We start from the raw sequence: 18,131 nt of genomic DNA, 5'->3' as shown, positions 1-18,131 counted from the left end.
CCATTCTATCTCATCCATACCGACCTACTGAGCCTTGCTTTATGAAACGCTTACACAAACCTTTGTCTTTTTACCTGCTATTGGTCGTTGGATTAATCGTGCTGATCATTGCAGTGCTATTTAGCATTTTATGGTATCAAAATCAGAATATATCGCATCCACTGCCATTCACAGACAGTGATAATATTTCGGTCAGTGAGAATGCAGGATCTACCCAATCCAATCAAACCATTCACATTGTTGTCCGTGCAAACCTTGAGCCATCTTTGGATTCCATTATCAACAAATTCAATGAGTATTATCCGCATATCACCACCCATGTGAGCTATGTGGGCGCAGATGAGCTACCAGATTATGTGCGTAGTCACTCGCCGGTACACGTTGTGATTAGTGATGCCGATGCGATTGAGGGTTTATATCATCGTCAGTCTAATCGTTCTAATGACACGCTAGAGACTCAGGTAGATGAGATACCTTTTGACTTTGCATCATTAAAGACCCAAACGGCAAACGCTGAGCAAACAAATCCTATTAAGATTCAGGGGTATATCTTGGATTCAGACAGTCATGTCTCGAGCCCTGTAGCGGACAATGAACCAGTAGCGGGGAACAATTCAGCGACGGATTTATTTAAGCGCTTTTTGCTAGCCAGCAGTGTACAAAAACGGCTACAGTCATCCAAGCTTGATGGCGCATCTATGCTTGACAGTATAGAGAACGATGACAATACCGTAGATGAACTGTTTAACAAAAACGCTGACTCTGATGTTAAGGGTGTGTCGATAAAAGGGATTTTTGAGTAACTATTATAGTCAGCGAACTACTAAAAGATTACGGCGTTAAGCTTAGCGTTATCTACCCAATCAAACGCTTCCAAGATGCGGTTCCATTGATCATCGAATCCCGCTTTTAATAATAACGGCTCACCGGTGACGGGATGATCAAGTGCTAAAGTCTGAGCGTGTAACATCATGCGCGTGCAATCATATTGAGTACGGAAAAATTTATTGTGGCGTCCATCGCCGTAGCTGGTATCTCCTACTATCGGGTGAAACAGATGTCTCATGTGACGACGCAGCTGATGTTTTCGCCCAGTTTCAGGCATTAAGCGTATTAGACTATAACGGCTGGTATTGTGCTTTTTTGATACGGCAAATGGCAGCTCAATTTGGGCTAAGCTCTGCCAATGAGTCACTGCTTGTTGAGCAGGTTTGTCTAAATCAGCAAATTTATCAGCGATGGCATCCGGCTTAAAGCTTAACGCATAATCAACGGTGCCTTTTTCTGGCATAAAGCCGCGCACCACAGCCAAATACTGCTTAGCAACTCTGCGTTCAGTGAAGGCTTCGGTGATACTGCGAGCCACAGCAGAGCTCTTAGCGAATAATAATACGCCCGAGGTTGGTCTATCTAATCTGTGTACCGGAAATACATGACAACCTACAGCATCACGGGTAAGCTGCATGGCAAAGCGCGTCTCCCCTTTATCAAGCCAACTGCGATGCACCAATAGACCCGCTTCTTTATTGATGGCTACTAGATGCTCATCTTCATAGACAATCTCTATCGGGTTATCTATTTGTGTATCTGTTTGACTATCAGTGCCGCTTTCAATATCCATCTTTATCCATTTTTTCATTGCTTCAATTTTAGATAGATTTGCTTTGAAACCTATCCTTATCTTTACTGTCTTAAATACATAGCCTTTACCATCAAGCCTTTGGCTTTGGCTCTAGCGCTTAGTTTCTGTAAAGTACCTTAACCACATGCCAACCAAACTTGGTTTTTACTAAATGCGGAGTTAAAAGCTCGCCATTAAAGCAGACTTTATCAAATGCTGGCACCATTTGGCCTTTTCTAAATTCACCTAAATCGCCGCCCTTTTTACCGGATGGGCATGTAGAGTGCTTCTTGGCTAGCACATCAAAATGTGCACCTTTTTTCAGCTTGGTAATAATCTCTTCAGCCAGTTCTTTGTCTTTTACTAAAATATGTAATGCGCTAGCGGTACGTGCCATGATGTAAACCCTTCATAAATATCGATTATGGCGGTATTATAGCACTAGTCACTTATAGCGTTAGAAACTTATAGCATTAGTGAGTATGGCTATTAGCCTCACGGATAGATTCTTGTTATGCTCATAGCTTGATATTGTCATAGAAAATACGCCTATAAAAGAGGGGCAAACACCTGATTAATTATGATAAAATAATTCTCCTTTCTATCTCCATTTCAATCTATGCGCTTATAGCTCAACAGGACAGAGCAGTCGCCTCCTAAGCGATCGATCGGGGTTCGAGTCCCTGTGGGCGCACCAATCAATGTGCTTTGGAATAACCTCGTGTAACTATCCCCTAAAATAACACAGCTCAAACGTAGAATTTCTTATAAAACACCCATAAGGAGTTTTGATATGAGCAAACGAATGACTGAGACTCAAATAGTATCGATATTAAAATAAGCTGATGCAGTGTTACCCGCTAAAGAGCTGTACCGTAAGTGCGTGAGGCTCTATCAATGGTCTGCTCACTGGCTTTACCTAACTGCTTAACCAGTTGGTTGATAAACTCACACTCTGGGTTTTGTGGAAATAATCGACAAAACTTGTCCCATTCATCCGCTTGAGTGCGTTGTACGTAATCAAGTGCATCACGCTCATACAAGGCGGTTTCACGATGATAGCCTGAGTTCGTGCCTTGTACCCAGCCATTGGCCACCATCTTATTGATGATGTCATTTTGAAAGGTTGATTCCCGCGTGATATCCGTCATGGTTCGTCCGTTTGGTTGTTTTGTTTATCGCAAATGTGTTAAATCGTATTTTCAAGTGACAGCATATTCATAATTAGCTTAATAAGCGTCTCTTTTTGGTCGGGGTCAGACTCTGCAACAAGTAACGTCAGTGCAGCAAGTCCTGTATCATTAATCACCATATCGCCCTGACTATTAAGCAGGCGATGATTGCGGTGCAAAAAGTCCACAAACATAAACGCACCACTTCGCTTGTTGCCATCGGTAAACGGATGATTCTTAACCATAAAATACAATAGATGTGCTGCCTTGCTCTCAATAGAGGGGTATGCAGGCTCGCCAAATACCGTTTGTTCAAGCGTACCTAGCACACTTGCCAGCCCATCACCCCGAGGGTTTGCAAACAGCTTGGTCGCCTCACCCTTATCTATAAGCTGTGCTTTTAACTCATTTAACATTGCCATTGCCTCATCAGGGCTTGGCAACACACCGCCCACCTCAACATCTGGCTCATCGAGCAAACCCTCATCATAACGCTGCAACCACAAAAAGGTTTGCGTATAACGGCTGATAATCTCCACCAGCCCTCGCCCCTCATCCGTCTTTAACGCTGGGCTTTGTGCTGTCTTCTTAATCAATGCCAACGCTTGTTGCAACTCATCTGCATTTTTCTCAAAGCGCTGTTTGTCTATGATATAACCTTGCTGTAAGTATTCCTTTAAACGATTGGTCGCCCATATCCGAAACTGCGTACCTTTCTTAGAATTTACCCGATAGCCTACCGAGATAATCGCATCTAAATTATAAAAACGAATCTTACGCCGTACCTGTCGATTGCCTTCTTGACGAACTACCGAGGATTCCTCGGTAGTTGCTTTTTCATCCAGATCACCTTCTTTATAAATATTCCTCAGATGCAAGCCAATCGTATCGGTATCTTTATCAAAAAGAGTCGCCAACTGTGCTTGAGATAGCCACAACGTCTCTTTCTTTAAGCGAATCTCTATATTAGTTTGCCCATCGTCCAGCTCATAAATTTCAATGCTTGCGTCATCCGTCTTATGGTTATTTGTCATCCTTTGCGCCTGTTTTAGGGTTTATAAACACTGTTCTGTCGACAGCTGTGATTTTCGTGATATTTTTGACACCATTTTATTCGTAGCCAATCCTGCCCTTAGCCACCATATCTTTAATGATGTCGTTTTGAAAGGTTGATACACGCGTTATGTCGGTCATGGTTTATCCATTATCTTTTAAAATTTGAGAAGGGTCGCGAAGGTCTGTATTAGAGACAGTACTGCTGCACTGTCTTATCTACTCTTAATACATTTCGCATTCATACAAAGCAGGCCTGTTACTTCTTAAAACATTCTTTATATATTCCATAATTTATATAGAGGAACAAGACATAAAGTCCTGTAAATCCAAGCAAACTATTGATGTTGATATGTTGACGTTGAAAATCACCCACAATCATAACGAATAGCAGTAAAAAACTCGGTAATAGATAGCGCAGGTACCTGTTTGACCAGAAACGAGCAGATATTACTGAATAACCTAGCACGAAAATAAATAAGATTAACTTAATACGAATAAACTCCATGGCTTTTGTTAAATACGATGACTAAACGCTATCAACATATCATAAGTGTACTATCTTTCTAATATCGTAAAACGCAAACTCTAACTCACCACTTTCAATAAACAGACGAATATATTCAAATATTTCGTAAAACGAAAGCTTTTAAAAAGGACACCGAAATCTCTTTATTTATTATGACTAGTGGAGGCATTATGCTACCTCCTTTTTATAATTGTCATGTTTCTTCCATAAGCTTACTCACTTAGAGTGAAGCACGCACTATGTCTTCGATACCAGCCAAACCTTGTCCATCTCAACCACTTGATAAGCTTTATCACCAATAATATGCTCACCTAGTCGCTGCTCATTAGCTATCAGTGCAAAACTCTCAGCATCCCAAGCATCGTCCATATCAAAGGCGTGAGTATAGCGATATTGCGCCCAGTTATAACGGTCTAAATACTTAGCTGTAGCTTCGTTATAATGCTGTGAGCTTTGTATCCCGTCACTGGGCTGAACGTCTATAGGACTAAATGCGTTTTGATAAAAATCTTTCAGGTCATCAATAGCACAAACGACTTGTGAGTGGCTTAACTGATTTTCGAACAGCCAGATTTGTAAATAATAAGGCGTATCCAATGGCTTTAAAGATGTATCCCACGATTGATATATCATTAGCAAATTGTCAATCAATAGCGTTCTAAGTTCTCCCTCTGGTTCAGGATAGACACTATTGGTAAAGCTCAGACTCGACCAAGGATGCACCCAAAACTTTACATAATCACAATGCGTCTGCTTTAATGCTTCTACATCAAGGTCTTTGTAATAGTCGCCCCAGTCTTTTATATGGCGTTTGCGGCGGTTGATGCCTCGAATTTTGCGATATCTCGTCTTATGTTGCTTCATAGCTTATGCTTTAATATTCAATATCGTATGCTGGTACACCAAGGCTCATTAAATCAAAATATAGTAGAGCCTCACCTTGACATGGTGGGGGGTTTAATATGCAGGTAGATAAATATGAAAACCACAGAGACTCTAAACTACTATAACCAAAACGCTAAAACTTATATAGAGCAAACGAAAAATCTCCGAACTAATGATTTGTGTGATCAGTTTGTTTACCAGTTGCCATTTCATCTCGGTATTCCTCATCATGTCTTAGATGTTGGCTGTGGCTCTGGTCGTGATGCTTTTTGGATCTCTAATAGATACGCAATAAATGTCACTGCTATCGATGGTAGCTCAGAGATGATTAAGATTAATAAGAAAAACTATAAGCTCAGTGAGGTTAAGTGGCTAAACGTCCTGTTTGATGAGATTAAAGTCCAAGGTTGGGAAGATAAGTACACGGGGATCTGGGCTTGCGCCTCTTTATTGCATGTTCCTTTTAAAGCACTGCCTTACCTGATGATGGATTTAATCAAAACCTTAAAATTTGAGGGCATTATGTACGCCTCTTTTAAACATGGCACGGGTGAGAGAATGGACGGAGAGCGCTTTTTCTGTGATATGAATGAAGAGCGATTGTTAGAGGTGCTGCATCAGCTTTATGTTGATTGTACGATTGAGTATGATTGCTGGATTACCTCTGATCTAAGAGAGAATCGAGATGATGAATGGTTTAATGTGATGATGACGAAAAAGGCTTAGGTCAATTCAATTGACCACCTTATTTCGCCACAATCACATCACTCACTCTGGTTGTATAACAAGGGCTTAATAACTCACGACTCATCTGCCACCCCTGTGCCTCCTTTATCCCCTCACTGGCTATAAACAGAGCGCTTTGCTGATGCCGGTCTGCTTGGTACTTGCTATTTAGCTCATCCATCACTGCCATAAGTGCCTGTTTTTTATTATAAGCTTCAGCATCAACGCCTGCACTAAATAAATCCAGCTGCACCTCATCATACTGACAAATGCCTGACAGCATAACCCCTGCTTTTGCATAACGAATGTTGTCTTTGTAAATCTTTGCCATTACTGCTCTAGCTGCTGTAACTAGATCTCTAGTATCCGCAGTTGGTGTTTCAAACTGATATTGACCTGATATGGGTGTGTATTTCTCGTTTTTATTAAATGCACTGTTTTTAGCAAATACAGTCATAAAGCGACATACGCTGTTTTGCTGACGCAGTTTATTAGCAGCACGTGCGGCATGTGCGCATACTGCTTCTGCCAAATCATTTTGCGACGTGATACGTGTTGAGAAAGATCGGGATGAGATGATTTGCTTTTTGGGCTCAATGGTTGCAATATCGAGACAAGGTTGTCCGTTTAGCTCTAGGCACGTTCGCTCTAATACCACGCCAAAGTGCTGACGTATTTTTTTAGGCTCACAAATTGCCAGTTGGTATACGGTCTCAACCCCCATTGCTTTGAGTCTGTTTTTATAACGCCTGCCTACGCCCCATACCTCACCGACATCTGTAATCTGCATCAGTCGCCTAATCCATCTTGGATTGGTTAATACACATGTTCCTCTAGTAGCGGGGTATTTCTTAGCAGCATAGTTAGCTAACTTCGCTAGTGTCTTTGTTTCTCCAATTCCCACACCAACCGAAATACCTGTATACATCTCAACGATTTGCTTAATCTTTTTGGCATAGGCATCTAAATCTTGCATAGCCACTGGATAATCTGCCAAATATAAAAAGGCTTCATCAATCGAATACACCTCGACCGTAGGACACAGCGACTCCAAGGTGCTCATCACTCGGTGTGACATATCTGCATACAGCGCATAATTTGAGCTAAACACTGCAACGTTATGTTGAGTACAAAAGTCTTTGACTTGATAATAAGGCACGGCCATTTTAATGCCTAAGGCTTTAGCTTCTGGTGAGCGCGCAACCACGCAGCCGTCATTGTTAGATAAAACGACAACAGGTTTGTTTTTAAGGTCAGGTCTAAACAGCTTTTCGCAGGAAGCGTAAAAGCTATTGCAATCAATCAGAGCATACATAGGCTAGTTTCAATCTAATTGATACTAAGGATAATGAATAAAGAGCTTTTGTAGAATAAGCCTCTCACCAAATAGATACATCACTAAGATAGCAGAATTGAGTAAGGAATGAGTAGATCTAACAAATGATTTGCGACGAGGATTGTCGCTTAACACTTAAAAAGATAAGATGAAAGGCTGTGATTGATAGATAATGAGGGTCAGATATTTAGTTTAGAAGTCAAAACGTCGCTGTTGACCACGGCCACGCTTCACTTCGCGAATGATGTTTTTGACCACACCGAATACTTCAAACTCAATGTCATCACTTAAAGGAATATCATCAAAGTCATCGTTATAAGCCACCAACTTAGGCTCTGGCTCAAGACACAGCTCTTTGACCGTAAACTCACCGTTAACAGCACAAACAATGATGTCACAATGCTGCGCCTCAAGGCTTCGGTCGACAACGAGTAAATCTTCTGGATAAATACCAGCATCTATCATAGATAACCCGCCAGCGCGAACCAAGAAGGTGGCATTGGGATGACTGATACATAGCTCGTTAAGGTCAATACTGGCTTCTATATAGCCCGATGCAGGCGAAGGAAAGCCTGCCGGTACCTTTTCGATAAAGTATGGCAACGGGCTGTATCTTGACGGGTGTAGTTTGCCTAGTATTTTGGTGGTCATAGCTTTGGTTGCCGTTTAGTCAAACATAAGATATATAGACCCCACTCTCAACTCTCTTAAGGGGTTGAAAAAATAAGGGCACCTCACCATCCTACAAGTTTTCGACCAAGAAGACTAAAGGACAATGAGATGCCACTTGACGAATTTATCATTAATATCTATCTAATGGCAGAACAATATTACAACTTAGTCGTTCAAAAGCCTTTAATAAGAGGCGGTTATGCTCCTAAACTAAGTGACACCGAGATTATATGCATGGAGATTGTCGGTGAGTTTCTTGGAATGGATCAAGACAAACAAATATGGCAGTAGAGAAATACCCCCAAATTTAAAACACTAAATAAGTAGAACTAAGCTGCCATGAGAATAAACAAGTGTCTGGGAGGCCCTTATCCAATGCGCAAGAGTAAACAGTCAGATAAATAAATCGGACAACAAACAAAAAAGCCGTAGTCAATGACTACGGGTTTTTTGTTTGAGTCTACAATACTTATTTTTGAGTATTGATTACAGCGTATGTTTCATATTTATAGACTTTAGATCTCAGCTTTTTAGAGTCTATCAATGTCATGTTACTAGCTAAAAGCGTAACTTTCTGTGAATAACTTAGAAAATCACGAGTAACAGTGGCGGTCAAAACACTATCATTCATTGGTGCCCAAACAGTGCCCTAAATTTTTAATATACGTTAATGTACTTAGACTGATTGATTATTAGCAACCCCTTACATCTATTACGTATCAAAGGATGTAGGTTCATATAAATACCACATAGTTTAAAGAAAAATTCGTAGGCATACCTTGATATGGTGGGGGGGTTCTGGCGCTTATTTGTTAATCTGAGGCTATATCGTACTATTTCTTTGAGAGGTAGTGCGTAAGTTCTAAAATGATATAACTTCAAGTCACTAAAAGGAAGGAAGAAAGATTTGTTGATAATTAGTCAAACTTAGAGAGGTAACCAGCTCGTTGCGCCTCAATTATAATTTGAGTCCTATTATGGACATCGAAATGATTCATTAATGTTGAAATATGATTACGCGTGGTATGCTCACTAATACATAGTTTATCAGATATTTCTTTATTACTCGCTCCTTCAGCTAATAGACTCAATACTTCTAATAGACGATTGCTAAGCATAATCTTTGGTATATCTATCAAATTTTTAGATGTAATACTGGTTGTTAAAGACTTTGATGTTCGCTTTTTTAGTAATGATTGAACAGTTTTAATAATAGTTTTTGGTGCTGAATTTTTATTTAAAAAGCAATTCGCTCCAGCCTGTAGTGCGGAATTAATATCGTAATGATAGCTAGAAGCTGAAAGCAACATAATTCTTGCTGTAGGCCAATGTTTTTGAATAATCGAGATGCCATCTATACCGTTCACTCCAGGTAAACATATATCTAGCAATATCACGTCCATTTCAGTTTTTAAAGATGATAAATCACTAATTTTTTCTATCTCGAATATATTGACATCAATTTCTGACTCTAAAATGAGTCGTAAGCCTGCCCTAAATAACTCATGGTCATCTATTAATAAAATGTTTTTTTTGCTTTTAATGTTATTCATGGCCTTAGGTTCATAAAAGTTGTTAAAGATAATTACTTCTACAATAGTTTTACAGTTACTTACATTAAATTATTCATTATTACTTTTATATAAGTTTCCGTATAACAACCTTACCACATTGTATCAATTTTATTTGTATTTTTATTCTCCTATTTATAATTAAATTATAGACTTCTTGAAAACGTAAGTTTTATCAATAAATAGGCCTTGAAATATTGAAATATCTTAAGTTTCAAAGAAATCTAATAATTTAAAAGTTATCGTTAATTTACGTTACTTGCAGACTTATAACCAGTATTCATCATTAAGATTATAAAATTTCAGTAACATCTATTCAATACATAATAACAATAGATTGAAAAAATACTTTATTTAATTCTAATCATAACGAAGTAATTGTAGCCATGTTTTTTAATACGGTTCTAGCCGTTCTTTAAATCAACCTATTTAAATACAGTACTTTAGGTCTTTTTACGTATTGAATTGTGATACTAGATACATGATCCTTAAGGGTTCTAAATAACAATAAGGCCTTGTTCAATGTAGACATCATTTGCGTTATCAGTCGCATAGGAGTGATGATATACATCATAGGTGACGCCATCAACGGTCGCACTATCGGCTTTAGCCCAAGTACCATCAGTAGTGGCATCACGCATTTGCGCTTTTTCTACGCCATCGCTGTTCCAGTTTGTTGAGCCCAAATCAACCTTGCTGCTGCTATCGCCTTGAATAAACAAAGCGCCATCACGGCCAGTATCAGCTAGTAAGTCTTCAAAACGCACATCCAATGCATTTTGACCGGCAAGCTCAATCATTTCAATGCCAGTGATATGCTTTGTAGTGGCATTGGTTACATGCAAGTTACAATCTACCGCACTGCTGTCTTGAGTGTAATCCAGCACTAACGTATCTTGACCCGCACCGCCTGCAATGCTACCAGTTAAGGTTTTGCCAGCAACCGTCATCACATCATCGCCTGCGCCCAAATGGATGCTTGATGCGCCATACATATTACCGCTGATGGTCACCACATCATCGCCTGCGCCAAGCTCTGCAGTGGCCGAGTTCCAAGTCGAACCGCCTACAGTTAACGTGTCACTACCATTACCAGTAATGATGCTTGAACAGTCTTCTAACGCATCAGCAACGTGAATCACGTTATCGCCATTGCCTAAGTTGATAACTGCATAATCTTCGGTATCATCGCCAATGGTTAAGGTGTCGTTACCATCGCCTGTGGTCAGTTTGGTATAGCCATCCACATCGTCACCCGTGCTAATCGTGTTGTTCCCAGCCCCTAAGTCAATCATGGTAGTGCCGTCTGTTTTATAACCCACTTCTAATACGTCATCGCCCGCACCTGCGGTAATTTTGGTAGCACCAATAATGCTCTTGCCAAAGGTTAGCGTATTGTTACCCTCGCCTAGGCGTATCTCACTACTGTTAAGCATCGAGGTGGCCACGTTGATAGTGTCATTACCACTGCCCACACGAATGCTTGAGCTATCCTCCACATTGCTAGCAATCGTAATAGAGTTGTTGCCATCGCCTAAGTCCACTATTGAACCATCTTCGGTATCGTCACCGATGTTTAGAACGTCATCGCCACTACCCGTACGTACGCCAGAATAACCATCGATGTCATCGGCGACATTGATGTTGTTGTTGCCATCGCCTAGGTTTACGTCGGCATAGTTAGCAATGGCATAACCCACTTCTAGGGTGTCGTCGCCATTGCCGGTTTTAATCACGCTGTGGTCTTCAACGGTGCTGGCAATCGAAATGCTATTGTTGCCATCACCCAAGTTAATAGACGAGTAGTCTTCGGTATCATCGCCAATGACCAGCGTGTCATTGCCGCTACCAGTAATCACTTTAGCTTGACCGTCTAAATCATCGCCAATAGTGACGTTGTTGGTGCCTTCGCCTAAATCAATCACACTGGCACCTTCAACAAAAGTGCCCACGGACACATTGTCATTGCCTGCACCGCCAAATACGTGACCAAAGTCATATAAGCCTGCGTTGCCAAGGTTTTTGGTGATGGTTAAATAGTTAGTATTCGTTTCGTTATCTACCGAGGCAGCAGCCTGCTCGTCTAAAGCAAACTCAACCCGCCCTGCGCCTAAATCGATGACACCGCCATCATCCATCTCACCATATACTACCACTTTATCATTTCCACTACCGGTGAAGATACGGCCGCCATCAATGCCCCAACCAGTAACTTTGCCATCGCCATTACCGCCAATAACAACGGTATCATGGCACTCTTCGGTATAAATATAGCTACGTGCTTCTAAATTGCTCTGTGCAAGCCCTAATACTGAGTCCATCTCGCCTTGTACGTAATACGTATCATTGCCGCTGCCTAGTTTGGCCGAAGTAAAGGCATTTTGATCTTCGCGGATATGTACCAAATCATTACCGGCATAGGTCTCTAGGTTCCATAGCACATTGCCGTCTTCTGAATCTCGCTCAAAGTCGCCATCCCAGCAGGATTCTATCAATGCACCAGCGGCATCAAATCCCTCATACCCTATATAAATGGCATCGTTTGAATCACTTGTGGCATAGCTAATAGCATCACCATATTTACCACCGGTTTTGCCATGATGATCTGATGGACCTTGTGTAGCGGTTAGGTTCGCTCCTAAATGCCATAAGAATTGAGGATCGGCATCTACGCCTGGATCTAGGCAGGGATCAATAGGTGTTGCATCAAAGTTAGCCAAATCTATTGCTCGATCTGATAAATTATCATATTGGTCTTGAATAGTTGCTTCAACTCTAACGAAAGCGGGGTCTACCATATAGTCGCTATTGGGAACTGTGCCAATGTAACCATTATTAATTATATCTGGTGTAATCGTGACTATTATTTGCTCAAATGTAATAGCATCATATATACCATGATGGACTTCAATTACTAGTTTATCACCTACCTCTACGCCCTCAGGTACAGTGACTAGATAATCAACATTGCCTTGTAATTCATTAACATCTATGAATCCATCATTATTTGCATCTTCAGTGATAACAACGGTAGGTTTGATTGGAGCTATTAATTGAGTGTCATATACGCGTTCTGATTTAACCGTATAAGTATTCTCAAAATTTGCACCTACCACAGCTTCGACAGTAATAGAAGAAGAACCTGCCAAATCACTACCTGCAATAGAGGCACTATAAGTTCCATCAGGAGCAATAGTCGCAATATAAGTGGTGCCATTCAGATTTAAATTGACTTCCAATACAACTTCGTAATTACCAAATACTTGACCGGTTATAATAATATCCTGATTAGCTTCTGCAATATTGATGATATCGTCACCAGTTATTGGATCAATGACAACCGAGTACGCTGTAACTGTATCTTCTAAAGAAAGGTTTTCGCTTATGAATGATTGAGTTACTGTTTGAGATAATATTGAAACTTCTAAATTTTCATTAACTACTGATTTTTTTGTTTGAGTGTTCATACATATACCCTTTTAATCTATTTCTGATGTGTTAATAGGTACTGGAAGTTGTACCTATTACCTTGAGTTATTTACTATAGATGAGAACACTAGTTAGGTTTATAGTACAAACATACTAAATGAAAAGTTTTTTAATTAATTAGGGCGTGTGGAACATTCATAATTTCAGCCAAATGTAAGCACAAGCTAAAGCGACATTATTTTCATAACTTTGCTTGAGTTTATCAAATCTTGTTGCTATAGCACGGAACCTTTTTAAGTTAGCAAAGGCGTTTTCAACTAAATGTCTGATCTTATACAAGTCCCAGTCCATATGGCTATTCCCTGTTTTAGAATTACTTTTTTTAGGAATATTGCTACCTGTACCAGTTTGTTCAATATGCTCTCTTAAATCTTCTGAGTCATAGCCTTTATCAGCACAGACAACTGCCGTATCACTCAAATCCACTTGGTCAACTAAGTCTGTCGCAACTTTAACATCATGAGTGGTACCATCAGTGATAATAAAGGTGATAGGGTTACCATGAGCATCTACTGCTAGATGGATTTTAGAGGCACGCCCAGCTACACTTTTACTAATGGCCTGCTCCTTCTCATAAGCTACGTTGCTATGTTGATGAGCTTTTATATGGGTACCATCTATAAACACCCACTCAAGGTCTGAGTCTTTAATCATAAGCTTAAAAAGTTTAACTAGCTTATCATTCTTAAACCAACGGTGGTAAGCCCTGTAGATAGTATTAGGCTTGCCAAAATCTTCAGGTACGTCACGCCAAGGACACCCTGTTTGCATACGATAAAGTACACCTTCTACAGTACGTCTAAGATTCCCTTTGTCATACATCTTAAGTTCTAGTCGTATAGGTCTTAGTCTTGTCCATTGTTCATCTTTGAGCATGGTTCGAGGCATAGCAAACGATTTCTTTTTGTGTGAGAACTTAAAGGGTTGTCGTTTGCTATTTTTTTGTCACCTCCTTTTTATACCAATGTTCCACACGCCCTAAACTAAAAATAAAAACAAAAAAAATCCAGAAATTAATTCTGGACTTAATTTGTTGAATATAAGGTAACTTAAGTTTAACGTAGCTCTTTATAAACGGTGCATTTATTGACCTTTACCGAATATTAGCTAGTTAATTGACTTCTCTTAACTACCTAATATTTTTGCTTAAAGTAATGGTTATAAATTATAAGTTTTTAAATAGATATTTTATAAATTAAAGACTAAATAATATAGTCATTAACTAAGCTAGTATAATCACCGGTATAGTTCTCAAGACTAATCGTTAAATCTGTTTGAACCGCAGAGTATCCACTACTATATCCTCCATTTGTACTAATGCTTAATACCTCATTGGCGGCATCCCAGTTTAGGTACTCAGCTAAACTTATAGCATCCCCAATAGTTTCACCTTGGAGTAAGTCACTTATATGGATTTTATCTCCAGATGATAGATCAGTTATCACATCATTATCTGGCGAACCCACACTGCCTTTATCCTTGGAAGTCCAGATAAAGATATCTTCGCCTAAACCACCCGTTAAGGTGTCATTGCCAGATTTACCTTGAAGGATATCATCGCCACCCATACCTTGAAGATCATCGTCTTGAATCTCGCGACCTATCAAAGTGTCATCATTACTGGTTCCCAGTACGGTGTTACCTTGTTGGAATTCGATATTAACTAAGGCAGAGTTAGACTCTTGATTCTCACTAATTGTATAATCAAACGAGTTTGAATTACTGTAGTCATCTATACCTATCCAAATACTATAAGAGCCTGCATCTGCACTATAATTATTACCTTGAATACTGCCAACTTCCACATAATATTCACCATCTTCAATCACTGAGTATACCAAGGCAGAATCTTGAGTCCCTGCATTGGTACTAGTTGGATGCACGACTGACCCTGTATCTAAATTTAAGGAGTCATCATTTTCAGCCAACTCAACTCCATTAGCATTCAGTAGTCGAATACGTGTGTCAATATTGTCATTTTGGGCACCACCAGAACCACCATCGACATCTAATATAAGCTCTTCGCCTGCTTTTAGATATACTTTAATCATATCTTTATCAGCTGAACCTTCGTCTTCTATACGTCCTGAAAAGTTGACTAAAGCGGCTGTACTACTGGGTGCATTAGCATCTGTCGATAATCCAAATTGCGAACGATCCGTCAGATCTATTGCATTCGCTAATTGCCCATTCAACTCGTTATCACCTGAATCATTTGGATTTACAACAGTTTCAAGGAAACTACTGGCTGTATTGCCAAAGCTTGTGAAAATTACTGGATTAATACCACTTGTAGAGCCACCATTCACATCAAATGTTGTCGTGACTGACGAATTAGGAGAGGTATTGTCATTAGCAACTAGTACCTCTTGATCTACAGGTAGTACACCTGAGGTTTCATTCGTAATTATATTATCATCAGTTGCAGATAGACTATATATAAATATCGTTTGATCTGCTGTGACAACGTCCCCGTCATCATCTATGACTGTAAAGCTAACAGTTTCTTCATAGTCATCAATGGTAGATTTAGCTTTATATGAATAAACACCTGATTCGAAGTTAAGGGACAATACACCTTCTGCTAAAGTATCAACCATTACGGTTGTTGTAGACTGATCATAAGTGTGAGTATTGGCCATATCTCCCGTTACTATCATAGTCCCGTCATCACCATTGTAACTATAGATAGTACCATCAATGGTAAAGCTTGAAATGTTACCTTCATCAGCACCATAACCCGCTTGATCGGCCAATAAGTCTCCTTTGACTAAATCTCTGGTCACTAAATCAGGTACTGTATCAACAAGAATATCATCAAGCTGACTCAGATCAGTTATCACTCGTGCCAAATTAGCATCATCATTGTTACCCGTTTGACCATCATAAGCGATAGGATCCAGTTCGGTGGTATCATTGACACCAGAACCAAATGCAAATGCATAAGATTTAATATTATTATCGCTTAAGAAGGTCTTCCACAATATTTCTTCACCCGTTTGAATACCTTGATCAGGGTGCGTACTATTACTATAGCCTGTACCATTGAGCGTCGAATCATCAAAATCATTGACCGTTCCATGACCGTATGTTGGAATACCATCTGTTAGGAAGTATGAGAAACTATTACCACCATATATAGCCCCTGAATTATTATAACTATTCATAATTGTATTTAAGGCGGCGTCATAATTAGTGCCTCCATCGGCTGTAATACTCGCTAGCTCCGTCTTCGCTTCATCTATAGTTAACCATTGAGTTTGAGCCTCAGCAGCCCCTGAAAAAGTAACCAGCTGAACTCTAACTTCACCCGCTTCTGCATATCCATCTAGTAATTTCTCAATAGCCGCAATAGCTAAGTCGAGACGAGTTTCGTTAGTATCTGTATTTATCACTACATCCATACTTTTAGAAGTATCTAAAGCAATCATAATATTAGAGTCTGCAGGAGCAACTGCAATATCCACGTCACCTTCTGCAATGAACGGTCTATCATCCTCGACGGTAACTGAGAAACTAGTTGTTGCCGTTCCAGAACCATCGTTTACAATAGCATCGAATAAAATATCTAATTGATCTTCGTCATTGTTTGAAGCATGGTCTACAGCATGTAGTAGAGTAACATCATAGTCTGCTTGATATATTGAACCAATTCCGGTAATTGCCCCAACTTCAACTGTCATGACATCTATCAAATTACCATCAAGCAACACTTGACCTGTTAAAAGATCAGTTGCATCATCCCAAACCCAATTTACTGCTTCACCTTTTACAGTGATGTTCGCAGGTCCTGTAATATCTACAGAGAAGTCGGATAAATTAGAGTTATCAATATCTGTAAAACTGATGAGACCACTTGCAGTAGGACTATCTGTAGTATCGTTATTACCTTCTATATCGGCAATAGCATCATATTCCGTTAGCCCTTCTTCTGATACGACTACTGAGGTAACAGTCGGTATGGCATAATCATTATTACCTTCAATAGTGATATCAAGTACCGCAATGTCTGATAGCGTACCGTCTGACATCGTATAGTTAAAGCTCTCTGTTAACGTATTACCGTTATTTAATGCTTGAACTGTTGCATTGCTATCATCAACTTCGTAAACGTATGAGCCGTCAGAATTAACTGTCAAAGTACCGTAAGTACCTATTAAAGCAGTTCCTAGAGAACCTGCATTACCTGTCCCTTCTATGCCTCCCACTCTTATATCAGTCACTGTAGCGTTGGTTTGGTCTGGTACATCATTAGTCAGCAGGTTACCTGTTGCGTCTTGAGAACCGGTTCCATTATTGATACCACCTGCTTCAATCGCTGCAGCACTATCATTGACAGCCAAAATATCATTATCAAGAATGGTACCAATACCGTTGTTGAAGATAGTGGCGTTGCTACTAGCGTTACTAAGTATAATGCTGAAATTTTCAGTGGTCTCCCATACACTGTCATCCAAGATATCAACGGTAATCGTTTGAGTGGTTGTTCCTGGTGTAAACGTTAAACTACCTGATGTAGCGGTGTAGTCTGAACTGTCAATAGCAGTATTATCACTGGTAGCATAATCGACGGTCACATCGGAGGTTGGTGTCGTGCCACTTAACGTAACGGTAAAGGTCGCTGTACCTGCATCTTCATTAACAGTCACATTATCAATGCTAATAGTCGTTGGTTTAGTACCATCGGTGATAATCATATCTGCCGTATTGGCAGTGCTATCGACACTAATGCCCTCAAAGCCGCCGCCTTGGGCGTTACTGATACTGATGTTCACCAGCTCATCGCCCTCAACAAGGTTGTCGACAAGCGTGGCAAGATCAAGACTGGTTGCGCTTGCGCCTGCGGGAATGGTGACTTGCACCACACCGGTAAAGTCAGTACCATTTTGTGCCACACCTGAGTAGGTCACATCAACGGTCACATCGCTTGCCGCTTTGATTAGCGCACCGTTTTGATCGCGTATCTCAATTGGGAAACTGCCGCTACTGCCTTCAAGGACACTATCGACGCTATCGGTGATAGACACGGTGACAGGGTCTGGTAGGTTGTCATCATCGCTGCCATCTTCATCTAAGA

Annotated in this window: 13 protein-coding genes, 1 tRNA gene and 1 pseudogene; 4 read left to right on the top strand and 11 right to left on the bottom strand. The window is 40.1% G+C overall.

Going from position 1 to position 18,131, the window contains the following annotated elements; genetic code table 11:
• Nucleotides 1-41 precede the first annotated feature (41 nt).
• Nucleotides 42-803 (top strand): hypothetical protein, encoded by a 762-nt coding sequence (locus AC2SLM_RS03590; RefSeq protein ID WP_486552048.1) that lies wholly within the window; start codon nt 42-44, stop codon nt 801-803.
• Nucleotides 804-823: 20 nt separating this feature from the next.
• Here the strand turns inward: AC2SLM_RS03590 and truC are convergent, their stop codons facing one another.
• Together truC and ppiC are read right to left on the bottom strand one after the other, a co-directional pair.
• A complete protein-coding gene (gene truC, locus AC2SLM_RS03585; protein ID WP_486552047.1) occupies nt 824-1,621 on the bottom strand; it encodes a tRNA pseudouridine(65) synthase TruC in 798 nt (265 codons plus the stop codon).
• 118 nt (nt 1,622-1,739) lie between these two features.
• The gene (gene ppiC, locus AC2SLM_RS03580; protein ID WP_486552046.1) at nt 1,740-2,018 is read right to left on the bottom strand and encodes a peptidylprolyl isomerase PpiC; all 279 of its coding nucleotides are present in this window, start codon (nt 2,016-2,018) and stop codon (nt 1,740-1,742) included.
• Between the two features lie 224 nt (nt 2,019-2,242).
• On the opposite strand from ppiC, the gene AC2SLM_RS03575 reads away from it, so the two are divergent.
• Nucleotides 2,243-2,318 (top strand) — tRNA-Arg (locus tag AC2SLM_RS03575).
• A 163-nt stretch (nt 2,319-2,481) separates the two neighbouring features.
• Here the strand turns inward: AC2SLM_RS03575 and AC2SLM_RS03570 are convergent.
• From AC2SLM_RS03570 to AC2SLM_RS03560, 3 genes are all read right to left on the bottom strand, one after another.
• A complete protein-coding gene (locus tag AC2SLM_RS03570) occupies nt 2,482-2,772 on the bottom strand; it encodes a hypothetical protein (protein WP_486552045.1) in 291 nt (96 codons plus the stop codon).
• Between the two features lie 38 nt (nt 2,773-2,810).
• A complete protein-coding gene (locus AC2SLM_RS03565) occupies nt 2,811-3,827 on the bottom strand; it encodes a virulence RhuM family protein/type II toxin-antitoxin system death-on-curing family toxin (RefSeq protein ID WP_486552044.1) in 1,017 nt (338 codons plus the stop codon).
• Nucleotides 3,828-4,612: 785 nt separating this feature from the next.
• Nucleotides 4,613-5,239, bottom strand: coding sequence for a hypothetical protein (locus AC2SLM_RS03560; protein ID WP_486552042.1), 627 nt, complete (start codon nt 5,237-5,239; stop codon nt 4,613-4,615).
• A 114-nt stretch (nt 5,240-5,353) separates the two neighbouring features.
• On the opposite strand from AC2SLM_RS03560, the gene AC2SLM_RS03555 reads away from it, so the two are divergent.
• Nucleotides 5,354-5,986 carry a class I SAM-dependent methyltransferase gene (locus AC2SLM_RS03555; protein ID WP_486552040.1) on the top strand — a complete coding sequence of 211 codons (633 nt, stop codon included), beginning with the start codon at nt 5,354-5,356 and terminating at the stop codon, nt 5,984-5,986.
• Nucleotides 5,987-6,005: 19 nt separating this feature from the next.
• Here the strand turns inward: AC2SLM_RS03555 and AC2SLM_RS03550 are convergent, their stop codons facing one another.
• Both AC2SLM_RS03550 and umuD read right to left on the bottom strand, forming a co-directional pair.
• On the bottom strand, nt 6,006-7,301 hold the full coding sequence (locus AC2SLM_RS03550; protein ID WP_486552039.1) for a Y-family DNA polymerase: 1,296 nt from the start codon (nt 7,299-7,301) through the stop codon (nt 6,006-6,008).
• A 213-nt stretch (nt 7,302-7,514) separates the two neighbouring features.
• Complete coding sequence (umuD, locus tag AC2SLM_RS03545; RefSeq protein WP_486541025.1) at nt 7,515-7,973, bottom strand: translesion error-prone DNA polymerase V autoproteolytic subunit; 459 nt, start codon at nt 7,971-7,973, stop codon at nt 7,515-7,517.
• Between the two features lie 129 nt (nt 7,974-8,102).
• Here umuD and AC2SLM_RS03540 point away from each other — a divergent pair.
• Nucleotides 8,103-8,282 (top strand): annotated as a pseudogene (locus AC2SLM_RS03540) (IS982 family transposase); the annotation flags it as partial.
• Between the two features lie 629 nt (nt 8,283-8,911).
• On the opposite strand, the gene AC2SLM_RS03535 reads toward AC2SLM_RS03540, so the two are convergent.
• From AC2SLM_RS03535 to AC2SLM_RS03520, 4 genes are all read right to left on the bottom strand, one after another.
• On the bottom strand, nt 8,912-9,547 hold the full coding sequence (locus AC2SLM_RS03535) for a response regulator (RefSeq protein ID WP_486552038.1): 636 nt from the start codon (nt 9,545-9,547) through the stop codon (nt 8,912-8,914).
• Between the two features lie 515 nt (nt 9,548-10,062).
• Nucleotides 10,063-13,032 (bottom strand): hypothetical protein, encoded by a 2,970-nt coding sequence (locus AC2SLM_RS03530; RefSeq protein WP_486552037.1) that lies wholly within the window; start codon nt 13,030-13,032, stop codon nt 10,063-10,065.
• Nucleotides 13,033-13,189: 157 nt separating this feature from the next.
• Nucleotides 13,190-13,942 carry an IS5 family transposase gene (locus AC2SLM_RS03525; RefSeq protein ID WP_486552036.1) on the bottom strand — a complete coding sequence of 251 codons (753 nt, stop codon included), beginning with the start codon at nt 13,940-13,942 and terminating at the stop codon, nt 13,190-13,192.
• A gap of 314 nt (nt 13,943-14,256) precedes the next feature.
• On the bottom strand, nt 14,257-18,131 hold a 3,875-nt coding region (locus AC2SLM_RS03520; RefSeq protein ID WP_486552035.1), incomplete at its 5' end, for a beta strand repeat-containing protein.

The sequence above is a fragment of the Psychrobacter sp. CX16 genome, from assembly GCF_057396245.1.
Note: the sequence above shows the minus strand (reverse complement) of the source record. Positions and strands in the feature narration are given on the sequence as shown.